This is a genomic window from Bordetella petrii (assembly GCF_020991325.1).
GTDB lineage: Bacteria > Pseudomonadota > Gammaproteobacteria > Burkholderiales > Burkholderiaceae_B > Bordetella_A > Bordetella_A petrii_E.
This window is the reverse complement of record NZ_JAJMLX010000056.1, coordinates 1-20,769: the sequence shown is the minus strand read 5'-3', so window position 1 is coordinate 20,769 and position 20,769 is coordinate 1. Positions and strand designations below refer to the sequence as shown.

19 protein-coding genes are annotated in these 20,769 nt (G+C 66.8%); 6 read left to right on the top strand and 13 right to left on the bottom strand.

The window, feature by feature from the left end; all coding sequences use genetic code 11:
* From LPZ50_RS08245 to LPZ50_RS08230, 4 genes are all read left to right on the top strand, one after another.
* A partial coding sequence (locus LPZ50_RS08245) for a helix-turn-helix domain-containing protein (protein ID WP_329957652.1) occupies positions 1-357 on the top strand: 357 nt, incomplete at its 5' end.
* A gap of 144 nt (positions 358-501) precedes the next feature.
* A complete protein-coding gene (gene hemE, locus LPZ50_RS08240) occupies positions 502-1,575 on the top strand; it encodes a uroporphyrinogen decarboxylase (RefSeq protein ID WP_230659759.1) in 1,074 nt (357 codons plus the stop codon).
* A gap of 359 nt (positions 1,576-1,934) precedes the next feature.
* Positions 1,935-4,016 carry a primosomal protein N' gene (locus LPZ50_RS08235; RefSeq protein WP_230659755.1) on the top strand — a complete coding sequence of 694 codons (2,082 nt, stop codon included), beginning with the start codon at positions 1,935-1,937 and terminating at the stop codon, positions 4,014-4,016.
* A 36-nt stretch (positions 4,017-4,052) separates the two neighbouring features.
* On the top strand, positions 4,053-6,110 hold the full coding sequence (locus LPZ50_RS08230; RefSeq protein ID WP_230659752.1) for a UvrD-helicase domain-containing protein: 2,058 nt from the start codon (positions 4,053-4,055) through the stop codon (positions 6,108-6,110).
* 9 nt (positions 6,111-6,119) lie between these two features.
* Here LPZ50_RS08230 and LPZ50_RS08225 read toward each other — a convergent pair whose 3' ends face one another.
* Both LPZ50_RS08225 and LPZ50_RS08220 read right to left on the bottom strand, forming a co-directional pair.
* Positions 6,120-6,869 carry an RES family NAD+ phosphorylase gene (locus LPZ50_RS08225; protein ID WP_230659749.1) on the bottom strand — a complete coding sequence of 250 codons (750 nt, stop codon included), beginning with the start codon at positions 6,867-6,869 and terminating at the stop codon, positions 6,120-6,122.
* Positions 6,866-7,258 (bottom strand): MbcA/ParS/Xre antitoxin family protein, encoded by a 393-nt coding sequence (locus LPZ50_RS08220; RefSeq protein WP_230659746.1) that lies wholly within the window; start codon positions 7,256-7,258, stop codon positions 6,866-6,868. Before LPZ50_RS08220 ends, LPZ50_RS08225 begins: the two co-directional genes overlap by 4 nt.
* Before the next feature lie 89 nt (positions 7,259-7,347).
* Here LPZ50_RS08220 and LPZ50_RS08215 point away from each other — a divergent pair, with 89 nt between their 5' ends.
* Complete coding sequence (locus LPZ50_RS08215; protein WP_230659743.1) at positions 7,348-7,767, top strand: secondary thiamine-phosphate synthase enzyme YjbQ; 420 nt, start codon at positions 7,348-7,350, stop codon at positions 7,765-7,767.
* A gap of 247 nt (positions 7,768-8,014) precedes the next feature.
* On the opposite strand, the gene LPZ50_RS08210 is transcribed toward LPZ50_RS08215, so the two are convergent.
* From LPZ50_RS08210 to LPZ50_RS08175, 8 genes are read right to left on the bottom strand one after another with little or no spacing between them, the layout of a single operon-like run.
* Positions 8,015-9,145, bottom strand: coding sequence for a M20 family metallopeptidase (locus LPZ50_RS08210; RefSeq protein WP_230659740.1), 1,131 nt, complete (start codon positions 9,143-9,145; stop codon positions 8,015-8,017).
* Between the two features lie 31 nt (positions 9,146-9,176).
* Positions 9,177-10,079 (bottom strand): alpha/beta hydrolase, encoded by a 903-nt coding sequence (locus LPZ50_RS08205; RefSeq protein WP_230659738.1) that lies wholly within the window; start codon positions 10,077-10,079, stop codon positions 9,177-9,179.
* A 12-nt stretch (positions 10,080-10,091) separates the two neighbouring features.
* Complete coding sequence (locus LPZ50_RS08200; RefSeq protein ID WP_230659734.1) at positions 10,092-11,093, bottom strand: ABC transporter ATP-binding protein; 1,002 nt, start codon at positions 11,091-11,093, stop codon at positions 10,092-10,094.
* Positions 11,090-12,073 carry an ABC transporter ATP-binding protein gene (locus LPZ50_RS08195; RefSeq protein ID WP_230659730.1) on the bottom strand — a complete coding sequence of 328 codons (984 nt, stop codon included), beginning with the start codon at positions 12,071-12,073 and terminating at the stop codon, positions 11,090-11,092. The genes LPZ50_RS08200 and LPZ50_RS08195 overlap by 4 nt, the downstream gene beginning before the upstream one ends.
* Entirely contained in the window at positions 12,070-12,990 is a 921-nt protein-coding gene (locus tag LPZ50_RS08190; protein WP_230659727.1) for an ABC transporter permease, read from the bottom strand. Before LPZ50_RS08190 ends, LPZ50_RS08195 begins: the two co-directional genes overlap by 4 nt.
* Position 12,991: 1 nt before the next feature.
* Positions 12,992-13,969 (bottom strand): ABC transporter permease, encoded by a 978-nt coding sequence (locus tag LPZ50_RS08185; protein WP_230659724.1) that lies wholly within the window; start codon positions 13,967-13,969, stop codon positions 12,992-12,994.
* A gap of 41 nt (positions 13,970-14,010) precedes the next feature.
* A complete protein-coding gene (locus LPZ50_RS08180) occupies positions 14,011-15,624 on the bottom strand; it encodes an ABC transporter substrate-binding protein (RefSeq protein WP_230659721.1) in 1,614 nt (537 codons plus the stop codon).
* A gap of 25 nt (positions 15,625-15,649) precedes the next feature.
* Positions 15,650-16,621 (bottom strand): succinylglutamate desuccinylase/aspartoacylase domain-containing protein, encoded by a 972-nt coding sequence (locus LPZ50_RS08175; protein ID WP_230659718.1) that lies wholly within the window; start codon positions 16,619-16,621, stop codon positions 15,650-15,652.
* A 315-nt stretch (positions 16,622-16,936) separates the two neighbouring features.
* Between LPZ50_RS08175 and LPZ50_RS08170 the strand changes: the two genes are divergently transcribed.
* Complete coding sequence (locus tag LPZ50_RS08170) at positions 16,937-17,848, top strand: LysR family transcriptional regulator (RefSeq protein ID WP_230659715.1); 912 nt, start codon at positions 16,937-16,939, stop codon at positions 17,846-17,848.
* A gap of 139 nt (positions 17,849-17,987) precedes the next feature.
* On the opposite strand, the gene LPZ50_RS08165 is transcribed toward LPZ50_RS08170, so the two are convergent.
* The 3 genes from LPZ50_RS08165 to LPZ50_RS08155 form a co-directional block, all read right to left on the bottom strand.
* On the bottom strand, positions 17,988-19,613 hold the full coding sequence (locus LPZ50_RS08165) for an ABC transporter substrate-binding protein (protein ID WP_230659712.1): 1,626 nt from the start codon (positions 19,611-19,613) through the stop codon (positions 17,988-17,990).
* A gap of 266 nt (positions 19,614-19,879) precedes the next feature.
* The gene (locus tag LPZ50_RS08160) at positions 19,880-20,113 is read right to left on the bottom strand and encodes a hypothetical protein (RefSeq protein WP_230659709.1); all 234 of its coding nucleotides are present in this window, start codon (positions 20,111-20,113) and stop codon (positions 19,880-19,882) included.
* A gap of 96 nt (positions 20,114-20,209) precedes the next feature.
* The coding region (locus LPZ50_RS08155) for an NAD(P)H-hydrate dehydratase (RefSeq protein WP_230659706.1) at positions 20,210-20,769 on the bottom strand (560 nt) is incomplete at its 5' end.

The following is a 20,769-nucleotide window of genomic DNA, read 5'->3' as shown; positions in this document are numbered from 1 at the left end:
GATGCGCCGGGCGGCACCCAGGTGCAGGAAGCCGCACTGCCCTATGGCGCCTGCGCCGGCGCCCAGGCAGGGCGCACGCTGCCGCTGCGGGCTCGCCTGAACTCCAGCCCGGTTGCGCTACCCGGCTACGACTCCCACCCGTGCGACGAACCTTTCCGCCAGGCCAAGGCCCGCGTGGTCGACGGCTTCGAACGCGAATACCTGCAGCGCGCCCTGTTGCTGCACGCCGGCAATGTGGCCCAGGCGGCCCGCGCTTCCAGCAAGCATCGCCGTGCCTTTTGGGCCTTGATGCGCAAGCACCGAATCGACGCCGCTCCGTATCGCCAAAGCAGCATCGGCCACGAAGCCAGCGAATAACGGGCGCCCCCGGGCAGGCAGCCGTGCAGGGCGCCGGGGGCAGCTAGCCGGGCTGTGCCGGCGTCCGCCGCGCACTTGCTTCCGGTCGGGTTTGGCACCGCCGGCCAAGGGTAAAATCATGGCTTCCGATTCCAAAGGATAGTCGTGTCCGTTGCCCCGCTGAAGAACGATGTGTTCCTGCGCGCCTTGCTGCGTGAGCCCGTCCCCTATACCCCCATCTGGCTGATGCGCCAGGCGGGGCGCTATCTGCCCGAATACAACGCCACGCGGGCCCGCGCGGGGTCCTTCATGGGGCTGGCGCAAAATCCCGACTACGCGGCCGAGGTCACGCTGCAGCCCCTGGCGCGCTACGACCTGGACGCCGCCATTCTGTTTTCCGACATTCTTACCGTGCCGCACGCCATGGGCCTGGGCCTGGATTTCGCGCCCGGCGAAGGCCCGCGTTTTGCCCGGCCGGTGCGCACCGAAGACGACGTGGCCCAACTGGCCGTGCCCGACATGGATGCGCTGCGCTACGTATTCGACGCGGTGTCGGTCATACGCCGCGAGCTCGATGGCAAGGTGCCTCTTATCGGTTTTGCGGGCAGCCCCTGGACTATCGCCTGCTACATGGTGGAAGGCCGCGGCAGCGCCGATTACCGGCTTATCAAGACCATGCTGTACGCGCGCCCCGACCTGCTGCACCGCATCCTGGAAATCAACGCGCAGGCCACGCTGCAATACCTGAACGCGCAAATCCAGGCCGGCGCCCAGGCCGTGATGCTGTTCGACAGCTGGGGCGGGGTGCTGGCCGACGGATTGTTCCAGCAATTTTCCCTGGCCTATACGCGCAAGGTGGTAAGCGGCCTTACCCGCGAACACCAAGGGCGTCGGGTGCCAGTCATCGTCTTCACCAAGGGGGGCGGCCAGTGGCTGGAAGCCATCGCCGCTTGCGGCTGCGACGCCGTGGGGCTGGACTGGACGGTGAACCTGGGCCAGGCGCGCCAGCGCACGGGCGATGCGGTCGCCCTGCAGGGCAATCTGGATCCCATCACACTGTTCGGCGGCGCCCAGGCCATCCGCGCCGAGGCGCGCCGCACCCTGGACGCCTTTGGCCCGGTGGGCCAGGGGGGGCACGTGTTCAACCTGGGGCATGGTATTTCGCAGTTCACGCCGCCCGAGGCGGTGGCCGAACTGGTCGACGAAGTGCACGGCTACAGCCGCGCCCTGCATGCCTGAGTAAGTGGCCGCTTCGGCGCGGAAGGCCGCGCCGGCGTGCTGCCACCACGAAGTTGTGCACAGCAGCGAAGCAAGCCGGGATAACCCCAAATAGCTGGCAGACATTCTGGGAAATGTTTATAAGTATATGAATATAAACAGGAAATTCTGAATAGAATGTATCTGCCTTTAAACATTCGCGTAATGCGCCTTGACACCGGGCAATGTTGTTGGGGGTTTTTCCCCAAAGTTATCCACAGGTGCGCAGGCGCTGCGCATTTCAGTCCGCCTTGACATACTGTTAGCGCCAAAACCCAGAATTTACTTTAAGTTGTATTTGCCCTTCACCACCTTCGCCATGCTCCCGACCCACGCTACCCATGTCTGACGCGCCCGCCGATACCGGCATGCGCGCGCCCGCCTGGGTGCGCGTGGCGTTGGACGTGCCCCTGCCTGGCCCTTTCGACTACCGTGCTCCCGCGCCGCTGCCGACAGGCGCACGCGTCATCGTGCCGTTCGGACGGCGCAAGCTGGTGGGGGTGGTGCTGGACAACCCCGTTCAGCCATCTATCGACGTGGCGCAGGTGCGCGACATCGAGCAGGTGCTGGAAGACCTGCCGCCGCTACCCGACGACTGGATGCGCCTGGCGCGTTTTGCCGCCGACTACTACCAGCGGCCGCTGGGCGAGGTGATGCTGCCGGCCTTGCCCCCGCCGCTGCGCAAGCCCACGGCCTACCAGGGCAAGCGGTCGGGGCAGGGGCCCGTGGCGCGGCTGGACGCACGCAAGCCCAAGGCGCCTGCCGCGCCGGCGGTGCCCGACCAGGCTCCCGATCTCAACGCCGACCAGCAGGCGGCGGTAGACGCGGTGGCGGCGCTGGACCACTTCAAGCCTGTCCTGCTGCATGGCGTGACGGGCAGCGGCAAGACCGAGGTGTACCTGCGTGCGGCCCAGCGCGTGCTGGCCGCGGGCCGGCAAGTGTTGCTGCTGGTGCCCGAAATCAACCTGACGCCCCAGTTGGAAGGCGCCGTGCGCGCGCGGCTGGAATCGGTGCTGGGCAGCCAGGGGCTGGCGGTGCTGCACAGCGGCCTGTCGGATGGCGAGCGCCTGCAGGCCTGGGCTCGCGCGCAGCGCGGGCAGGCGCGCATGCTGCTGGGCACGCGCATGGCCATTTTCGCGCCCATGAGCGAACTGGGCCTGATCGTGGTCGACGAAGAGCACGATGCCTCGTACAAGCAACAGGAAGGTCTGCGCTATTCGGCGCGCGACCTGGCCGTATGGCGCGCGCGCGATCGTGACATCCCCGTGGTGCTGGGCTCGGCCACGCCTTCGCTGGAAAGCTGGCACCATGCCGGACGCGGCCATTATCTGCGCCTGGTCCTGCCGGGCCGGGCCCGCGCCAGCAGCCTGCCCGCCATCCGGCTGGTCGATACGCGCCGGCTGGCCATGCGCCAGGGCATGTCGCCCCAACTGACCGACGCCATCGGCCAGCGGCTGGAACGCGGCGAGCAGTCGCTGGTGTTCCTGAACCGCCGCGGCTATGCGCCCGTGCTGCATTGCGCGTCGTGCGCATGGGTCAGCCATTGCCCGCGTTGTTCGGCCTTTACCGTGCTGCATCGTAGCGCCGGCCACGGCCACCGGCTGCATTGCCATCATTGCGGCTACCAGGCCCCGGTGCCGCGCGCGTGTCCGGAATGCGGCGACCAGGATCTGCAGCCCATGGGCCGGGGCACCCAGCGCGTGGAAGAACATCTGGCGGAACTGTTTCCGCAGGCGCGCATTTCCCGCATCGACGCGGACAGCACGCGCCGCAAGGGCAGCGCGCAAACCCTGTTCGCCGCCGTGCACGCCGGCGAGGTCGACATCCTGGTGGGCACGCAGATGGTGGCCAAGGGGCACGATTTCGCGCGGCTGGGCCTGGTGGGCGTCCTGAACGCCGATTCGATGCTGTTCGCCCACGATTTCCGTGCGCCGGAACGCTTGTTTGCCCAGTTGATGCAGGTGGCGGGGCGCGCCGGACGCCATAACGGCGGGGGCGAGGTCCTGATCCAGACGGGCTACCCCGAGCAGCCCGTGTACCAGGCCCTGTTGCGCCACGACTACCCGGGCTTCGCCCGCCATGCGCTGGAAGAACGCGAGGCCACCGGCCTGCCTCCCTTCGCCTATCAGGCGCTGCTGACTTCCGAAGCGCGCGAGTTGGCGCAGGCGTTGGGCTTCTTGCAGCAGGCCCGCGACCTGGCGGCGGATGGCGGTTTTCCCGGTATTGCCGCATTGACGTTGTACGATCCAGTGCCGTTGCGCGTGGTGCGCGTGGCCAATGTCGAGCGGGCGCAGCTGCTGCTGGAAAGCGGCAGCCGGCCGGCCCTGCAAGCTTTCCTGGCAGCCTGGGCGGGGCACTTGCCCGGCCTTGCCGCCGACGCCCGCGTGCGCTGGCAGCTGGAAGTCGATCCGCTGGAAATCTAGGGCCTTGCGCCCGCCGAAACCCGTTCACAGTTCAACATGTCCGACAGCGCACCCATAGGCCACGGCCTGAATCCCGCCCAGAAAGAGGCGGTGCTGTACCTGGACGGCCCCTGCCTGGTGCTGGCGGGCGCGGGCAGCGGCAAGACGCGCGTCATTACCCAGAAAATCGCCTACCTGCTGCGCGAATGCGGCTACATGGGCCGCAACGTGGTGGCGCTTACTTTTACCAACAAGGCCGCGCGCGAAATGGATGAGCGCATCAAGGGCCTGGTAGACCGCAAGCTGGCCAAAGGGCTCACCATCAGCACCTTCCATTCGCTGGGGGTGAAGCTGTTGCGCGAAGAGGCGCGGCACGCCGGGCTGAAGCCGCAGTTTTCCATCCTGGACGCGGACGATGCCATGGCCATCATCCAGGAACTGCTGGCCACCACCGACCGCGGCCGGCTGCGCTCGGTGCAGTCGATCATTTCGCTGTGGAAGAACGGCTTGCTCAGCCCCGACGATGCCGCGCGCGTCGCCGCGACGCCGGGCGAGGTCGAGGCCGCCAATGTGTATCGCAATTACGCCGCCACGCTGGCCGCGTACCAGGCGGTGGATTTCGACGACCTGATCCGCATTCCGGCCCAGCTGCTGGCAAGCAACGAAGAGGTGCGCACGCGCTGGCAGAACCGCGTGCGCTACCTGCTGGTGGACGAATACCAGGACACCAATGTGTGCCAGTACCGGCTGGTGCAACTGCTGTGCGGCGACCGTGCCATGTTCACCGCGGTGGGCGACGATGACCAGGCCATCTATGCCTGGCGCGGCGCCACCATCGAGAACCTGGCCAAGCTCACCACCGATTACCCGCAGCTCAAGCTGATCAAGCTAGAGCAAAATTACCGCTCGGTGCAGCGCATTCTGGCCGCGGCCAACCAGGTCATTGAAAAAAACCCGAAGCTGTTCGAGAAAAAACTGTGGTCGGACCTGGCGATGGGCGAACCGATACTGGTGTCGCCCATGGACAGCGACGAACACGAGGCGCAGTCGGTGGCCATGAAGATATCGGCCGCGCGCTTCGAGCGGCAGGCGCAGTGGAAAGACTTCGCCGTGCTGTACCGCGGCAACCACCAGTCGCGCATCATGGAACAAGCGCTGCGCAACCTGAAAATTCCGTACACCATCGCGGGCGGGCAAAGCTTTTTCGACAAGGCGGAAGTGCGCGACATTCTGGCCTATTTACGCCTGATCGCGAACGATGATGACGACCCGGCATTCATCCGCGCGGCCACCACGCCCAAGCGCGGCATCGGCCAGGCCACGCTGCAGGTGCTGGGCCAGTATGCGGCGCAGCGCGAGGTATCGCTATTGGCCGCCGTGGGGGAAACCGGGCTGGAAAGCCTGCTGCAGGCGCGCCAGCTGGAATCGCTGCGCACCTTTGCCGAGTACATACGCCGCCTGCAATGGCGCGGCGGCCGGGGGCGCACCGATGGCGGCGGTTCGCCCGAGCCCGCCGGCGCCATTCTGGACGACATGCTGGGCGCCATTCAGTACGAACGCTACCTGTACGACACCCTGGAAGAAAAACCCGCGCAGTCGCGCTGGGAAAACGTGTTGGAACTTACTGGCTGGCTCAAGCGCAAGGCCGAGGAAGACGGCATGTCGCTGTTCGACCTGGTGCAGCACGTGGCGCTGATCACCATGCTGGAACGCGGCGAAGAAGAAGAGCCCGATGCGGTCAAGCTTTCCACCCTGCATGCTTCCAAGGGCCTGGAATACCCGCATGTGTACCTGCTGGGGGTGGAAGAAGGGCTGCTGCCGCACCTGGGCAAGGACGATGAACAGGGCGATCCGGCCCGCGCGGCCGAGAACCTGGCCACCCGCATCCAGGAAGAGCGGCGCCTGATGTACGTGGGCATCACGCGGGCGCAGCGCAGCCTGAACCTCAGCTGGTGCAAGAAGCGCCGCCGCGCGCGCGAAGACATGGTGCGCGAACCGTCGCGCTTCATCGAGGAAATGGGGCTGGGCGATGTGCGGGTGCAGGAAGACGAGGCTACGCGCGCCATGAGCCCCAAGGAGCGCTTGGGCATGCTGAAGGCGCTGCTGCGCAAATAACCGGGCGGTTCAGGCCGGCATGGGCAGCCGCCCGCTGTGCAGGAAACTGGCCAGCGGATAGCTGGCGACTTCGCGCGTGCCCACCTGCTTGAAAGCGACTTCGTCCGCGCTGGCCTGGCACAGCCAGGCGCTCATGTCGCGCGGCTGCTTGTGCGCCATGGCCTGCAGGGTGTACAGGCCGCCGCAATGGCCGCCCGCCGGATCGCGCGCGGAGAAATATTCGAAGGCCTGGACGCCCGCGTCGCGCATGGCGCTGCCCAGCTGTTGTGTGGCCTGGTACTGGGCCGGGTGCGCCAGTTCGGCGCGGTAGGCGTCGAACGGCGGCTGGTGCAGGCGGATGCCCTGGCGGGTTTTGTAGCCTACCGAGAACAGGGTGTGCTGGCTGTGGATTTGCGCCTTGATGGGCGCAGCATCCATGGAATACCAGAACACGTAGCGGTAGTAAGCCGATTCCGCCAGCGTGGTGGCCACGCTGCATCCGCCATAGAAAATACCGCGCTCATGCGTGCGCCCGAAGCGCGAACCCCAGGGCAGGGGCGGGTAGCGGAACGGCGTTTTCAACAGGTAGTGATAGCCATCGCCTTCGTCACGGTACGGCGGCTTCACGGTGTCGATCAGCGCTTCCAGCATGGCCTGTTCTTCCAGGGTATCCACATAGCCCAGCGTGGCAATGTGTTCCTGGCTTTCCACCAGCCGGTACAGCGCGCCGCTGATGGGACGGATTTGGTCCGGCCCGTTGCAGGCCTGCCAGATTGTCACACCTTGCCCCGGATAGCGTCGACGAACTGCGTGACGGCCATCAGGCCCTGGATGCTGGCGATTTGTTGCGCCGGCACGCCGCCCGTGACCTTGTTGGGGCTGTGCATGAAGTGGCGGATCCAGTCGGCGTCGCCGCCGGTCAGGGCGTACAGTGCGCGCGCCATGCGCACCAGGTGCAGGGCCAGTTCGCCCTGTTTCGAGGCCGGGTCTAGCGCCTGACTTTGCTTCAGCCGGCTGACTGCCGTGCGGTGCACGCCCAGCACGGCGGCCAGGTCGGCCTGCCGCAGGCCCAACTGGTCGGCCGCGCGCAACACCGCCTTGGCCAGCACGGCGTCGGGGGAAGGCTTGGTCTTGCGCAGGGCGGTCATGACATGGCCCGGGGTGTTCATAATGAACATATCATAGCTAAAATGTGCGATATGAACAATCTGGCGCCCGGTTGCCGCAGCGCAGGGCGCCCCACTTGCGAGCAGGCACCATGTGGATTCAAAAAACCCTGACCCTGGCGGCGCGGCCGCGCGGCTTTCACCTCGTCACGGACGAAATCCTGCGCCAGCTGCCCGAAGTGCGGGCCATAGGCGTGGGTCTGATGCACGTGTTCATCCAGCACACCTCGGCCTCGCTGACCTTGAACGAAAACGCCGACCCGACGGTGCGCCACGATTTCGAGCGCTACTTCAACCACGCGGTGCCCGAGAACCAGCCCTACTACGAGCACACCTATGAAGGCAGCGACGACCTGCCCGCCCACCTGAAATCCAGCATCCTGGGCGCCAGCGTCAGTGTTCCCATCAGCGCCGGCCGGCCCGGCCTGGGTACCTGGCAAGGCATCTACCTGTGCGAACACCGCAACCACGGCGGCGCGCGCCGCGTGGTGGTGACCCTACAAGGGGAATGATCAAGCAGTTGCGGCCAACGCCGCAGGCTGGCCCGCATATGACCTGGGTGCCAGGCACCTTGTGTGTCTGGCGCCGCCCTGTTGGCGGTCATGCTCCTTCCGACTGCCAGGAGTCCGGCTCCCGTCAGGGTGCCGGACACCGTCTTACTGAGACCATCGTGGCACGTAACGGTGTCTGGCACCCTGGGGGGTGCCAGACACCCGCCGGCATCGGCGAAAACTCACCCCGCCCTTTTTCCTGGCCCGTTCAGGCCAGTTCGCGCAGCAGCAACTGCCAGAACTTCGCGCGGGTCTGCAGGGTGGATACCAGGATGTATTCGTGCAGCGTATGGGCGCCATCGCCGTCGGCGCCCAGGCCGTCCAGGGTGGGTACGCCCATGGCCGAGGTGAAGTTGGCGTCGCTGCCGCCGCCTGTCATGGGGGCCTCTTCCAGGTCGAAACCGGCCTCGCGCGCATAGCCCTGCGCCAGCGATAGCAGGGCGGCCGCGGCGTCGCTGCGCACCATGGGCGGGCGGTTCAGTTCCACGTCGATGTCCAGTTCCACGTCCGGGCCCACCGCGCACAGGTTGCGCATGCGGCGCAGCACGTCTTCGGCCGCGCCCATGTCGGGCACGCGGAAATCCACCACGCAGCGGCATTGCGCCGGAACCGTGTTGGTGACGGTGCCGCCCGCGATGGTGCCGACGCTGACCGTCACTCCGCGTTCGTAGTCAGTCATGGCCTCCAGCGCCAGCACCTGGTGCGCCATTTCGCGGATGGCGCTGCGGCCTTTTTCATGCTGCATGCCGGCGTGGGCCGGGCGGCCCTTCACGTTCAGGCGCAGCATGCCGGTGCCCTTGCGCGCCGTGACGCACCGGCCGCCGTTGGGGCGGGCCGGTTCGCACACCAGGCCGTACTTGGCATTGGCCGCGTAGCGCTCGATGGACGCGCGCGAGGCATGGCTGCCGATTTCCTCGTCCGGGACCATCAGGAAATCCACCGGCAAGCGCGTGGCGCCGGGCTGGGCCAGCGTGGACAAGGCCGCCAGCGCCAGGTAGATGCCGCCCTTCATGTCGTAGCTGCCCGGGCCGTACAGGCGGTCGTCTTCGATGCGGCAGGGGTTGTCCTGCAAGGTGCCGACGGGATGCACGGTGTCCAGGTGCGCCAGCACCAGAATGCCCGGACGCGTATCGCCGGCCGCGCGGTTGGTGGCGTACAGCAGCGGCCCGGTGCCCGGGTCCAGCGGGGTGATTTCCACCGTCAGCCCGGCGGCGCGGGCCTGTGCTTCCACCAGCGCCGCCATGGCGGCCACGCCTTCCGGCGAGTTGGACGGCGACTCACAGCGCACCCATGATTGGATGCCGGCGACGAGGGCTTCGGTACTGGGCAGGGATGTCATGCTTGCGTTCCTGGTGGATAAACGGGAATGATCAGGCCACTTGCTGGCCGGCCAGCTTGGCCAGTTCGGCCTCGCTGGGCAGCTTGCCTTCGAACCACAGGCTGGCGCAGGCCGCCGACATGGTGCGTCCATCGTGGCCGATGCCGGGCACGGTCTGCAGCGTCCAGCCGAACGGCGCGCCGCGGCGCTGGGCCTCGCGCTGGCCGGCTTCGAAATAATGGTGGGCGCGCGCATACCGGTGCGGGCCTTGCCGCATGGCGGCCGGCTCGGACGGCAGGTTGGGGTCGTTGGTGGCGATGTCCTGGTCGCCCGCCAGGATGGTCATGGGGTAGGCCAGCAGGCGCAGCAAGTGTTCTTCGCCCAACCCCACGCCGTCCATGCCTTCGGGGAAACGATGGTCGAAGGTAGGCAGCGTGTACCAGCCGGGATTGGCTGCCGTCACGGCGCAGAAGGGCGCGTGCGGCTGGCTGCTCATCAGCCGGTGCACGAACTGGCCGCCCGCCGAATGGCCGAACAAATGGGCCTGTTCCACCTCGGTGACGCCGGCCTTGCGCAAATCGGCGAGCACCCGGGCCACCAGCGCGTACGTCCAGCCGTCGATATGGCGGGGGTTGCCGCCGGCGCTGAACACCCGGCCATTGTTATAGCTTTCCACGCCGGGCCAGATGTCGTTGGAAAACGTGGGCGCCACGATCAGCACATTGTGCTTGTCGGCGGCGGGAATCCAGAAGTCGCGGTAGTCGTCGCCGTTGCGCAGCACGCCATGCTGCACCATCACCACCGGGCGGTCGGGCGTGTAGCCGTAGGGGCGGTAGGTTTGCAGCGTGAAGGGGCGGTCGGCATTGCGGTCATCGTCGACGTAGGCAATGGCGTTGCGGCCGGCATGGCCCAGTTCATGGGCGATGCGCTCGGCGTTGGACATCTCTGGTTTCATGGCGGGGCGAGGCTACGGGTTGAGGTGGCAGGCCGACCAGTGGCCGGGCGCGATTTCTTTCAGTTCGGGCGCCTGTTCGCGGCAACGCGGCAGGGCATGCGGACAGCGCGGGTGGAACGTACAGCCGGGCGGCGGGTTCAGGGGCGAGGGTATCTCGCCCTTGATGGGCGTGAACTTGCGGCCGCGGCGGCCCACGTCGGGCACTTCGGCCAGCAGGGCCTGGGTGTACGGATGGTTGGCGCGCGTGAAGATCTCGGCGGCCGGCGCGCGCTCGACGATCTTGCCCAGGTACATGATGGCCACGCGGTCGGAAATATGCTTGACCACGCCCAGGTCATGGCTGATGAACAGGTAGGTGAAACCATGCTGTTCGCGCAGGTCCATGAACAAGTTGATGACCTGGGCCTGGATCGATACATCCAGCGCGGCCACGGGTTCGTCGCACACTAGGAACTTGGGCGACACCATCAGGGCGCGCGCAATGCCGATGCGCTGGCGCTGGCCGCCGGAAATCTGGTGCGGGAAACGGTCGCGGTACTCGCGGTCCAGGCCCACTTCGGACAGGGCGCGGTCGATGCGCGCGGGAATCTCGGCGGCGGGAGCCAGCTTGTGCACCTTCAGCGACTCGCCCAGGATCTGGCGCAGGCGCTGGCGAGGGTTCAGCGAGGCTTGCGGATCCTGGAAGATCATCTGCACGCCCAGCGTATAGGCCAGCTGTTCGGCGCCGCGCAGGCTGGCGGCGGGGCGGCCCTGGTACAGCAGTTCGCCTTCGGTCTGGCGATGCAGGCCGGCCACCACGCGGCCCAGCGTGGATTTGCCGCAGCCGGACTCGCCCACCAGGCCCAGCACTTCGCCGCGCTGGATGGACAGGTCCACGCCGTTGACGGCATGCACCGTGCGGCGGTCTATGGGTTTGCCGGCCAGCGCCAGCAGGCGCTGGGCCAGGTCGGGGTGCTGCTCGAAACGCTTATGGACGTTGCGCAGCTCGATAACGGGCGTATCTTGCGGGGTCATGCGGTGGCGGTCTCGCGGGCAATCGGTACGTAGCAGCGGAAGTTGCGCGGCCCTTCCTGGGTGGGGCCGGGAACTTGCTCGGCGCAGCGGGTAATGACATTGGGGCAGCGCGGCCGGAAGGCACAGCCCGAGGGCCGCCCGGCCAGGCTGGGCGCCATGCCGTCGATCTGGTGCAGGCGTTCGCCCGGCGCGGTGTTGGCCGGCATGGAATCGAGCAGGCCCTTGGTATAGGGGTGGCGCGGCGCGTCCAGCACCTGGTCCACGGGGCCGGCCTCGACAATGCGCCCGGCATACATCACGGCCACCTGGTCGGCCAGTTCGGCCACCACGCCCAGGTCGTGGGTGATCCAGATCAGCGCCGTGTCGTGGGTGCGGCAGATTTCCTGCATGCGGTACAGGATCTGCCCCTGGATGGTGACGTCCAGCGCGGTGGTGGGTTCGTCGCAGATGATCAGGTCGGGCTTGTTCAGCATGGCGATGGCAATGGCCACGCGCTGGCGCATGCCGCCCGAGAATTCATGCGGATAGCTGTCCAGGCGCTTGTCGGGCGAAGGGATGCCCACCATGGCCAGCGCCTCGCGGCAGCGCTCGCGCGCCTCGGCGGCCGGCACTTTCTCGTGCGTCAGGATGGCTTCCATCATCTGTTCGCCCACGCGCAGCACCGGGTTCAGCGTCATCAGCGGATCCTGGAAGATCATGGCGATGCGGTTGCCGCGCAGGCGGCGCATGGCCTCTTCGTTCAGGCCGCGCAGGTCCTGGCCCTTGAACAGGACTTCGCCCGATACCACCTCGCCCGGCGGGTCGATCAGGCCCAGCAAGGAAAAGCCGGTAACGGACTTGCCCGAGCCCGACTCGCCCACCAGTCCCAGGATCTCGCCGCGGCGCACGGTCAGGTCTACGCCGTCCACGGCCGGCCAGGCGCCGGCTTCGGTATGGAATGCGGTGCGCAGCCCGCGCACCTGCAGAATGATGTCGCTCATGCTCGTCGCGGGTCCAGGGCTTCGCGCAGGCGGTCGCCCACGATGTTGATGGTGAGGATCAGCACCAGCAGGGCCGCGCCCGGGAACATGCTGATCCAGTAGTCGCCCGACAGCAGGTACTGGAAGCCGTTCGCGATCAGCAGGCCCAGCGAAGGCTCGGTAATGGGCACGCCCACGCCCAGGAACGACAGCGTGGCTTCCAGCGCGATGGCCGTGGCGATCTGGATGGTGGCGAACACCATGACCGGGCCCAGGCAGTTGGGCAGCAGGTGGAACACCATGATGCGCCAGGCGGGAAAGCCCAGGTTGGCGGCGGCCTCGACGTATTCCTTGCGGCGTTCCTGCAGGGCGCGGCCGCGCATGATGCGCGCGTAATGCGCCCATTGCACCACCACCAGCGCAAGGATCACTTTGTCCACACCGCGGCCCATCATGGCCAGCAGCACCAGCGCCACCAGGATGGTGGGAAAACCCAGGATGAAATCGACGATGCGCATCAGCATGGTGTCGACGAAGCCGCCCACATAGGCGGCCACCAGGCCCGCCATGCTGCCGATGGCGGTGGCCAGCCCCACGGCCGACAGGCCCACCATCAGGCTGATGCGCAGGCCGTACAGAATGGCGCTGAACATGTCGCGGCCCTGGTCGTCGGTGCCCAGCAGGTACACCTGGCCGTCCATGGATTCGGCCCCGGGCGGCAGGCGGCCGTCCAGCAGGTTCAGGCTGGCCAGGTCATAGGGGTTCTGCGGCGCGAACAGCGGCGCGGCCAGCACCACCACCATCAGGATGGCCAGCGCGATGGCCGAGCCTATTACCGTGGGGCGGCTGTGCAGTTTTTTCAGGATGGTGGCACGGCGCGGCGTGTCATCCAGCGGCTGGATGGTGCGCGTGCGGCTGTTGGAAGCGGAATGTGCCATATCAGTGTGCGGGGGCGACAAGCTGCACGCGCGGGTCGAGCGCGGCGTAGAGAATGTCGACGATGAAATTGACGATAACGAAGATCAGCGTGACCAGCATCACGTAGGCCACCACCACCGGGCGGTCCAGCTGGTACACGCTGTCGATCAGCAGTTTGCCCATGCCGGGCCAGGCGAACACGGTTTCGGTAATGGTGGAATAGGCGATCAGGCTGCCGAATTCCATGCCCACCACGGTAACCACCGGGATCAGGATATTGCGCAGGATATGGCGGCGCACGATGCGCCCGGGCCGCACGCCCTTGGCGCGCGCGAACTTCACGTATTCCTGGGTCTGGGCCTCGGCCACGCCGGTGGCCGTCAGGCGCAGCACCAGCGCGATATTCGCCAGGGCCAGGTTGACGGCCGGCATCATCACATGCGACCAGCCGTCCAGCGTCAGGATGGACAGCGGCACGCCCAGCACGCTGACCGTGTCGCCGCGCCCCGATGCCGGCAGCCAGCCCAGCCACACGGCGAACAGCAGGATCAGCATCATGCCCTGCCAGAAGTTGGGCAGCGAAAAGCCCAGCACCGAACTGGCCATGATGCCGCGGCCCAGCGGCTGATCGCGGTACAGGCCCGCCACCAGCCCCAGCGGGATGCCGATCACACAGGTCAGCGTAATGGCCACCACCACCAGTTCGAAGGTGGCCGGGATGCGCTGCACGATGAGCTCGATGGCCGGGATGCCGTGCACGAACGACGTGCCCAGGTCACCGTGCAGGGCGCGCCACAGGAAGGTGAAGTATTGCTGCCAGATGGGCAGGTCCAGCCCCAGGCGGGCGATGGTGGCCGCGCGGTCCTCCATGGTGGCCTCGGGGCTGACCAGCAGTTCGATGGGGTCGCCCACGGCATAGACCGCGAAAAACACCACCACCGACACGGCCAGCAGCACGAACAGGCTCTGGATGAGCCTGCGCAGGGTAAACAAAACCACGTTATGCGTTCCTTAGTTCTGCTCGGGAATAGCGGCCGGCCCTAGGGGGCCGGCTTCACCGACGAGGCGAGAGTGTACTGGTCAGCGCGGCCTTCGTAGGTCAGCCCCTTGCGGAAGGCCCAGATGCTGCTTTCGAAATGCAGCGGGATGCTGGGCAGGTCGGCCAGGGTGATGGTCAGCGCCTGTTGCAGCATTTTCTCGCGCTGGGCGTCGTCCACGGTGGTGACGGCCTGGCGGAAAATCTTGTCCAGTTCCGGGTTCGAATAGCGTCCGTAGTTGCTGGTGCCCATGCCCAGTTCCGGGGCGAACGAGGTTACCCAGTACTGCATGAACGACGAGGCCTCGCCGGTTTCCGATGCCCATCCGCCCATGGCGAAGCTGAATTCGCGCTTGGCGCGCTTGGGGAAATACACCGACCGGGTCATGGCGTCCACGTGCGTCTTGATGCCGATGCGCGACAGGTACTGCGCCACGGCCTGCGTGATCTGGCCGTCGTTGATGTAGCGGTCGTTGGTGGACGACAGGGTCATTTCGAAGCCGTTGGGGTAGCCGGCTTCGGCCAGCAGTTTCTTGGCGCCTTCGGGGTCGTATTTCAGTTCCGGCGGGTTGGGCAGCGTGCCGAACATGCCATCGGGCAGGAACTGGTTGGCGGGCGTGGCCATGCCGTCCATGATGCGCGCCACGATAGTCTTGCGGTCGATGGCCATGCTGATGGCGCGCCGCACGCGCACGTCCTGCAGCGGGTTCTTGCCGTTGTCGGCTTTCACCAGCGGGCTGGCGTCGCGGCCCACGTCGGGCTGGAAATACACCACGCGCACCGACGGCGTCACCACATAGCCGAAGCCGGGGGTGGTCTTGATGCGCTGCACGTCGCGCGCGGCCGGGCTTTCGATGACATCGAAATCGCCCGCCAGCAGGCCGGTCAGGCGCGGGCCCGCATTGGGCACGGGCACGAAGGTTACGTTGCGCCACTCGGGCTTGCTGCCCCAGTAGTCTTCATTGCGCTCCAGCTCGATGCCGGTGCCCTTCACGTACGACTTCATCTTGTACGGGCCGGTGCCGATGGTGTTCTTGCCGTTGTTGAAATCCGCCACGCGCGGCCAGTCGCCGGTGACGCCGCATTTTTTTTCCAGGTCGAACGTGATGGGGCCGTGTTCCGCGATGCCGCTCCACAGGATGCCGGTGCGGGTCAGGTCGTTGGCCAGCAGCGGGTAGGGCTTGAGCGTCTTGATGCGCAGCGTGTGCGCGTCCACGGCCTGGACGTCGGCGAACTTTTTCACCAGGGCGGCGTACGACCCGGCAATGGCTTCTTCGTTGTTCATGACGCGGCAGAACGTGAAAATCACGTCCTGCGGAGTCAGCGGCTCGCCGTTGGAGAATTTCACGCTCTCGCGCAGCTTGAATTCCCAGGTGGTGTCGTCCAGTGTTTTCCACGAAACCGCCAGGCCGGGAATTAGGCCCATCTTGGCGTTCTGCGCCACCAGGGTCTCGAAAATCTGCGAGGCCATCGCATTGTTCGGCGTGGCCTGGTGATAGTGCGGATCCATGGCGGTGGGTTCCGACGCCAGGGCAATCTTCAGCGATTGGGCCTGGGCGCCGGCGGCGACGCCAAGCAGGGCGGCCAGTGCCGCGGTACGTATGCAGGACGAGTACATGGGAGTGGTTCTCCTGGGGTCGTATTCAGGCAATGGGTTGGGCCAGGCGCAGCACGGTCACGCCGGGCCGCACATTCGCCAGCGACGGCATGATCAGCACGCAGTCATCGTAGGGGGTATGGAAGGGCTCGCCGTCGTTCCAGCCCAGCAGGGTACCCGCCGCGGGCAGTTGCTCCAGGCCGCGCCAGGGCTGGGCAAAGCTGACGTCGGCACTCTTGGCGGCAATGGCATGGGTCACGCGCAAGGCCTGCTGGCGCGGCGCGTCGGGCGCCAACCAGCCGGCCGGCAGATCGGCGCGGTTCACCGTGCCGGCCGCCGCCAGGAAGCGCGCCATCTGGTCCACCGCCACGTCGCGTGCCTGCGGGGCGCCGTGAAAGCCGCATTCGACCAGCAGCGAGCGCGTGCCGTTGTCGCCGCTTTCGCCAAAGCGGCCATAGTCGCGCATGCGCACGCCGGCCGCATGGCCCGCGTCCGAAATAATGGTGCCGGGCGTGCCCAGTTGCAGCGCCAACTCGATATTGCGCGCTTGCAGGCCGGCCAGTTGCAGCGGCACCTCGGAATTGCTCATCGAATGGAAATCCAGCAGCCAGTCGGCCTGCGCCACCCAGGGCCGCAGGGCGGCGGCGCGGCGGCGTTCCTGGGTGGCGGGGTCGGCCAGCTTGTCGTCGCTCCAGACGCGGTTCATGTCTTCGTCGACGAACCGCGACGGCAGATAGTTGGCCGCATCGAAACGGTCGAACGCCGCCAGGTTGCAGAAGGCCAGGGTCAGCGAACCCTGGCGCGGCCGCAAGCCGCTGGCCAGCAGTGTTTTCAGGGCCCAGGCGCCGCATAGCTCATTGCCGTGGATCAGCGCCGTCAGCATCACGCGCTTGCCGGGGGCGCCGGAATCGAAGTGCCAGACGCCGGGGGTATCGGTATTGCCCAGGCGTTCGGCCGACAAGTCGGGACAGGCGAGTTCAAACGGGCGCACCTTGGGCGCGGTGTCAGGGCTGGACATGGAAGCTTCGCAAGAAAAGGGGGCGGCGGCACGCGCGCGATGGCGGGTGCGCACAGGCATGGCGCGCCGCCATGGGCGCGCAAGGGCGTAGTAGGCCCGCCGGGCTGGGCGGACGGCAAGCTGCCAGGAACACGTTTCCCCCTGGGGAATGGGCCGGCCACGACAGGGGCGCGGCGTCGATTTCTTATCTCGGCAGATTCTAGGAGCGGGCCAGCTTTCTCGGCAATTAGAATATTTGCCAAACTATTTGCCTTTTTGGCAAAGGAACAAGCCAGGCTCGCATCGACCGCGGGCCGTAACCGGAAAGGTGCGGGCATGCATGGAATAGCCCTGAAGTACTTCGCGGCGGTTGCCCAGGCGGGCAGCCTGAGCGGCGCGTCCAAGGAATTGCACGTGGCTATCTCGGCCATCAGCCGCCAGATCGCCCGGCTGGAAGAAGAGGTGGGTACGCCGCTGTTCGAGCGCGCGCCGCGCGGCATGGCGCTGAGCGAGGCCGGCCGGCTGCTGCTGTCGCACGCCCGGCGCACGCAGCTGGAGGCCGACGAGGTGCTGCGGCAGATCGCCGGCCTGCAGGGCGCGCCGCACGACGAGATCCGGGTGGGCGCCTCGGAAGGGCCGGCCCAGGGTTTTCTGCCGGTGGCCATGGTGGATTTCCGCCGCCAGCATCCCCGCAGCCGCTTTGCCCTGCAGGTGCTGACGCCGCCGGAAGCCATGCGGCAGATCGCCAACGGCGACATCGACGTGGCGGTGTCGTTCAATGTTGAACCGGCGCAGGGTGTGGCGGTGCTGCATTCGTGGCGCGCGCCGGTCTACGCGGTCATGGCCGCCAGCCACCCGCTGGCGGGGCGCAGCCGGCTGGACCTGGAAGAAGTGCTGGCCTATCCGCTGGCGCTGACCGACGACAAAAGCACGGCCCGGCGCCTGCTCAACCGCACCTGCGCCCTGGAGGCCGTGCCGCTGCAGGCGGCGCTGGTGTCCAACTATTCACCAGCGTTGCACGGCTTCGTGCGCAATTCCAATGCGGTGATGTTCGCCGGCTATATCTCGGTGGCCTGGCGGCTGGCCCAGGACGGCCTGGTGGCGCGGCCCGTGGTCAGCGCCGAACTGCAGTCGCGCAATCTGCAGATCCAGACCATGGAAGGACGCCTGCTGCCGCCCGGCGTGGCGCGCTTCATCGAGCACCTGAAGGCGCGTATCGACGAACTGGAAGCGCCTTTGCCGGATTGAAGCCGCAGGGTGTCTGACTCCCCGCAAGGGGTGTCAGACACCGATGTGTGAGCAGGCTCGACCCGACGGGGTCTGGCACCCTGCAGGAGCCAGACCTCTTAAAGTATTGCCACGGGCGTCCGGCACCGGATGCCGCCGTTTATTTGCCGGCGGCGGGATGCACCGACATGGCCAGCGTGTATTGGTCGCGACGGCCTTCGTAGGTCAGGCCCTTGCGGAACGCCCAGACACTGCTTTCAAAGTGCAGCGGGATCAGCGGCAGGTTGGCCAGCGCGATCTTGGTCGATTCCTGCAGCAGTTTCTCGCGCTTGTCGCGGTCTACCGTCACGATGGCCTGCTCGTACACCTTGTCGAACTCGGCATTCGAGAAGCCGCCGTAGTTGCTGGTGCCCAGGCTGCGGGCCGAATCGGTCGACGCCACCCACAGCTGGAACAGCGCCGAGGCCTCGCCGGTTTCCGCCGGCCAGCCGCCGATGGCGAAGCTGAACTCGCGCTTGGCGCGCTTGGGGAAGTAGATCGAGGCGGTCATGGCATCCACGTGCGTCTTGATGCCGATGCGCGACAGGTACTGCGCCACGGCCTGCGCCACCTGGCCGTCGTTGACATAACGGTTGTTGGTCGACGACAGGGTCAGCTCGAAACCGTCGGGGTAGCCAGCCTCGGCCAGCAGCTTCTTGGCGCCTTCGGGGTCGTACTTGATCTCGGGGGCCTTGGGCAGGGCGCCGAACATGCCGTCGGGCATGTACTGGTTGGCCGGGGTCGACAGGCCGTCCATGATGCGGGCATTGATGGTCTTGCGGTCGATGGCCATGCTGATGGCCTGGCGCACGCGCAGGTCCTGCAGCGGGTTCTTGCCGTCGGCGCTCTTGACGAACGGGCTGGGATTGCGGCCCACGTCGGGCTGGAAGAACACCAGGCGGGTGGACGGCGTGGCCACGTAGCCGAAGTCCTTGTTGTCTTTCAGGCGCGGCAGGTCGCGCGCGGCGGGGTTCTCGATCACGTCGAAGTCGCCCGACAGCAGGCCGGTCAGGCGCGGGCCGGCGTTGGGCACCGGCACGAACTTCACGGTTTGCCACTGTGGCTTGCCGCCCCAGTAATCGTCATTGCGTTCCAGCTCGATGCCGGTGCCCTTTACGTACGACTTCAGCTTGTACGGGCCGGTGCCGATGGCGTCCTTGCCGTTGTTGAAGTCGGCCACCGTGGGCCACGGGCCGGTCACGCCGCAGCCTTCTTTCGGCGCGAACTTCAGCGGGCCGTGCTCGACGATGCCGTTCCAGATAATGGGCAACTGGCGCGCCAGTTCGGCCGGCATCAGGGGGAAGGGCTCGGCGGTTTTCAGGATGACGGTATGGTCGTCCGGCGTCTGCACGTCGGTCAGCAGCTTGGTCACCGTCATGTACGACTGCGACACGTTGGTCTTGTTGTTCAGCGTGCGGCACACCGAAAACAGCACGTCCTGCGAGGTAAAGGGCTGGCCGTTCGAGAATTTCACCCCTTCGCGCAGCTTCAGTTCCCAGGTCAGGTCGTCCACGTTCTTCCACGAGGTGGCCAGGCCCGGCACCAGCGTCATGTCGGCGCTGCGGTTGATCAGCGAGTCGTAAACGTGCGCCGCGAACGCGTCGTTCTGCGTTTGCTTGTGGTAGTGCGGGTCGGCGGACGTGGGTTCGGACGACAGCGCGATCGTCAGGGACTGGGCCAGGACAGCGGGCGCGGCGGCGATGCCAGCGCTGGCCGCCAGCAGGGCCAGGGAAGTACGCAATTTCATGAAAACTCCGAATCGGGACGATTGCGCACCGGCCGGCGGGCTGCCGCCAGATGCAATCAATCGTGACAAGGGGCCGATTATCGGAAGGGGCTTTACGCATTGTCAATGCGCACCGACCCGTGTTGCGTCGCGCAAATTTTCGGGCCAGGCCCGAAAACAACAAGGCGCCGCTCCTCGCTTCGAGGTGCGGCGCCTTGGGGCGCCCGAAGGCGCACAGCACCAAGGCCCAGCCCTTTGCAGGGCGGGGCCTCAGGCCGGAAGGCAGATTACCACTGCGAACCGGAGTAGCGGGCGCTGGCGGCGCGGGCGCGGTTCATCGCGTCTTGCACTTCGAGGACGTAGTCGACGAAGGCGCCGGTGGCGCGGGCGATGGCGGCGCCGGTTTGCTTCAGCAGCACCAGCGGTTGGGCATTCGATTGGCTTTCCATCGCGCCGCGGAGCAGGTCACGTTCCAGCGCGTCGGTCAGGCGGGCATTTTGGTTCAGGGTCAGGTCGCTCATGGTTAATCTCCAGTCCGTTTCGTCATGGGGTAAACCATTATAGGGATAACCCTAAGTGCAATGCAACATGAATCTGTGGATAAGTTGTAACGACCTTTAATCGTGGCCATTCCGCAACTGCCGGGCGGCATCTGCCAGTTCGCCGGCGGTCATTCCCAGGGGGCCGATGCCCGCGGCCACCAGACGGTCGGCGGACGCGCCGTGCAGCCAGACAGCCCCCGGTACAGCCTGTTCCAGGGGCAGGCCTTGGGCCAGCAGGCTGCCCAGCATGCCGGCCAGCACGTCGCCGGTGCCGGCCGTGGCCAGCCCGGGGTTGCCGGTGGTATTCAACCAGCAATGACCATCCGGCCGGCAGACTAGGGTGCCGGCCCCTTTCAGCACCACCCAGGCGCCATGGCGGCGGGCCAGGGCCTGGGCCGACGCCTGGCGGTCGGCCTGTACCTGGCTTGCCGTGGTGCCCAGCAGGCGGGCCGCCTCGGCGGGGTGGGGCGTCAATACGGCCGGGCCTGGCCCCCAGGAGGGCAGCACGCCGCCCGCCAGCAGGTTCAGCCCGTCGGCGTCCAGTACCAGCGGCGTGTCGCCGCGCATGTCGAACAACGCTGTCAGGGCGGCCACCGCATGCGCGCCGGTGTCCAGCCCGCAACCCGCCACCCAGG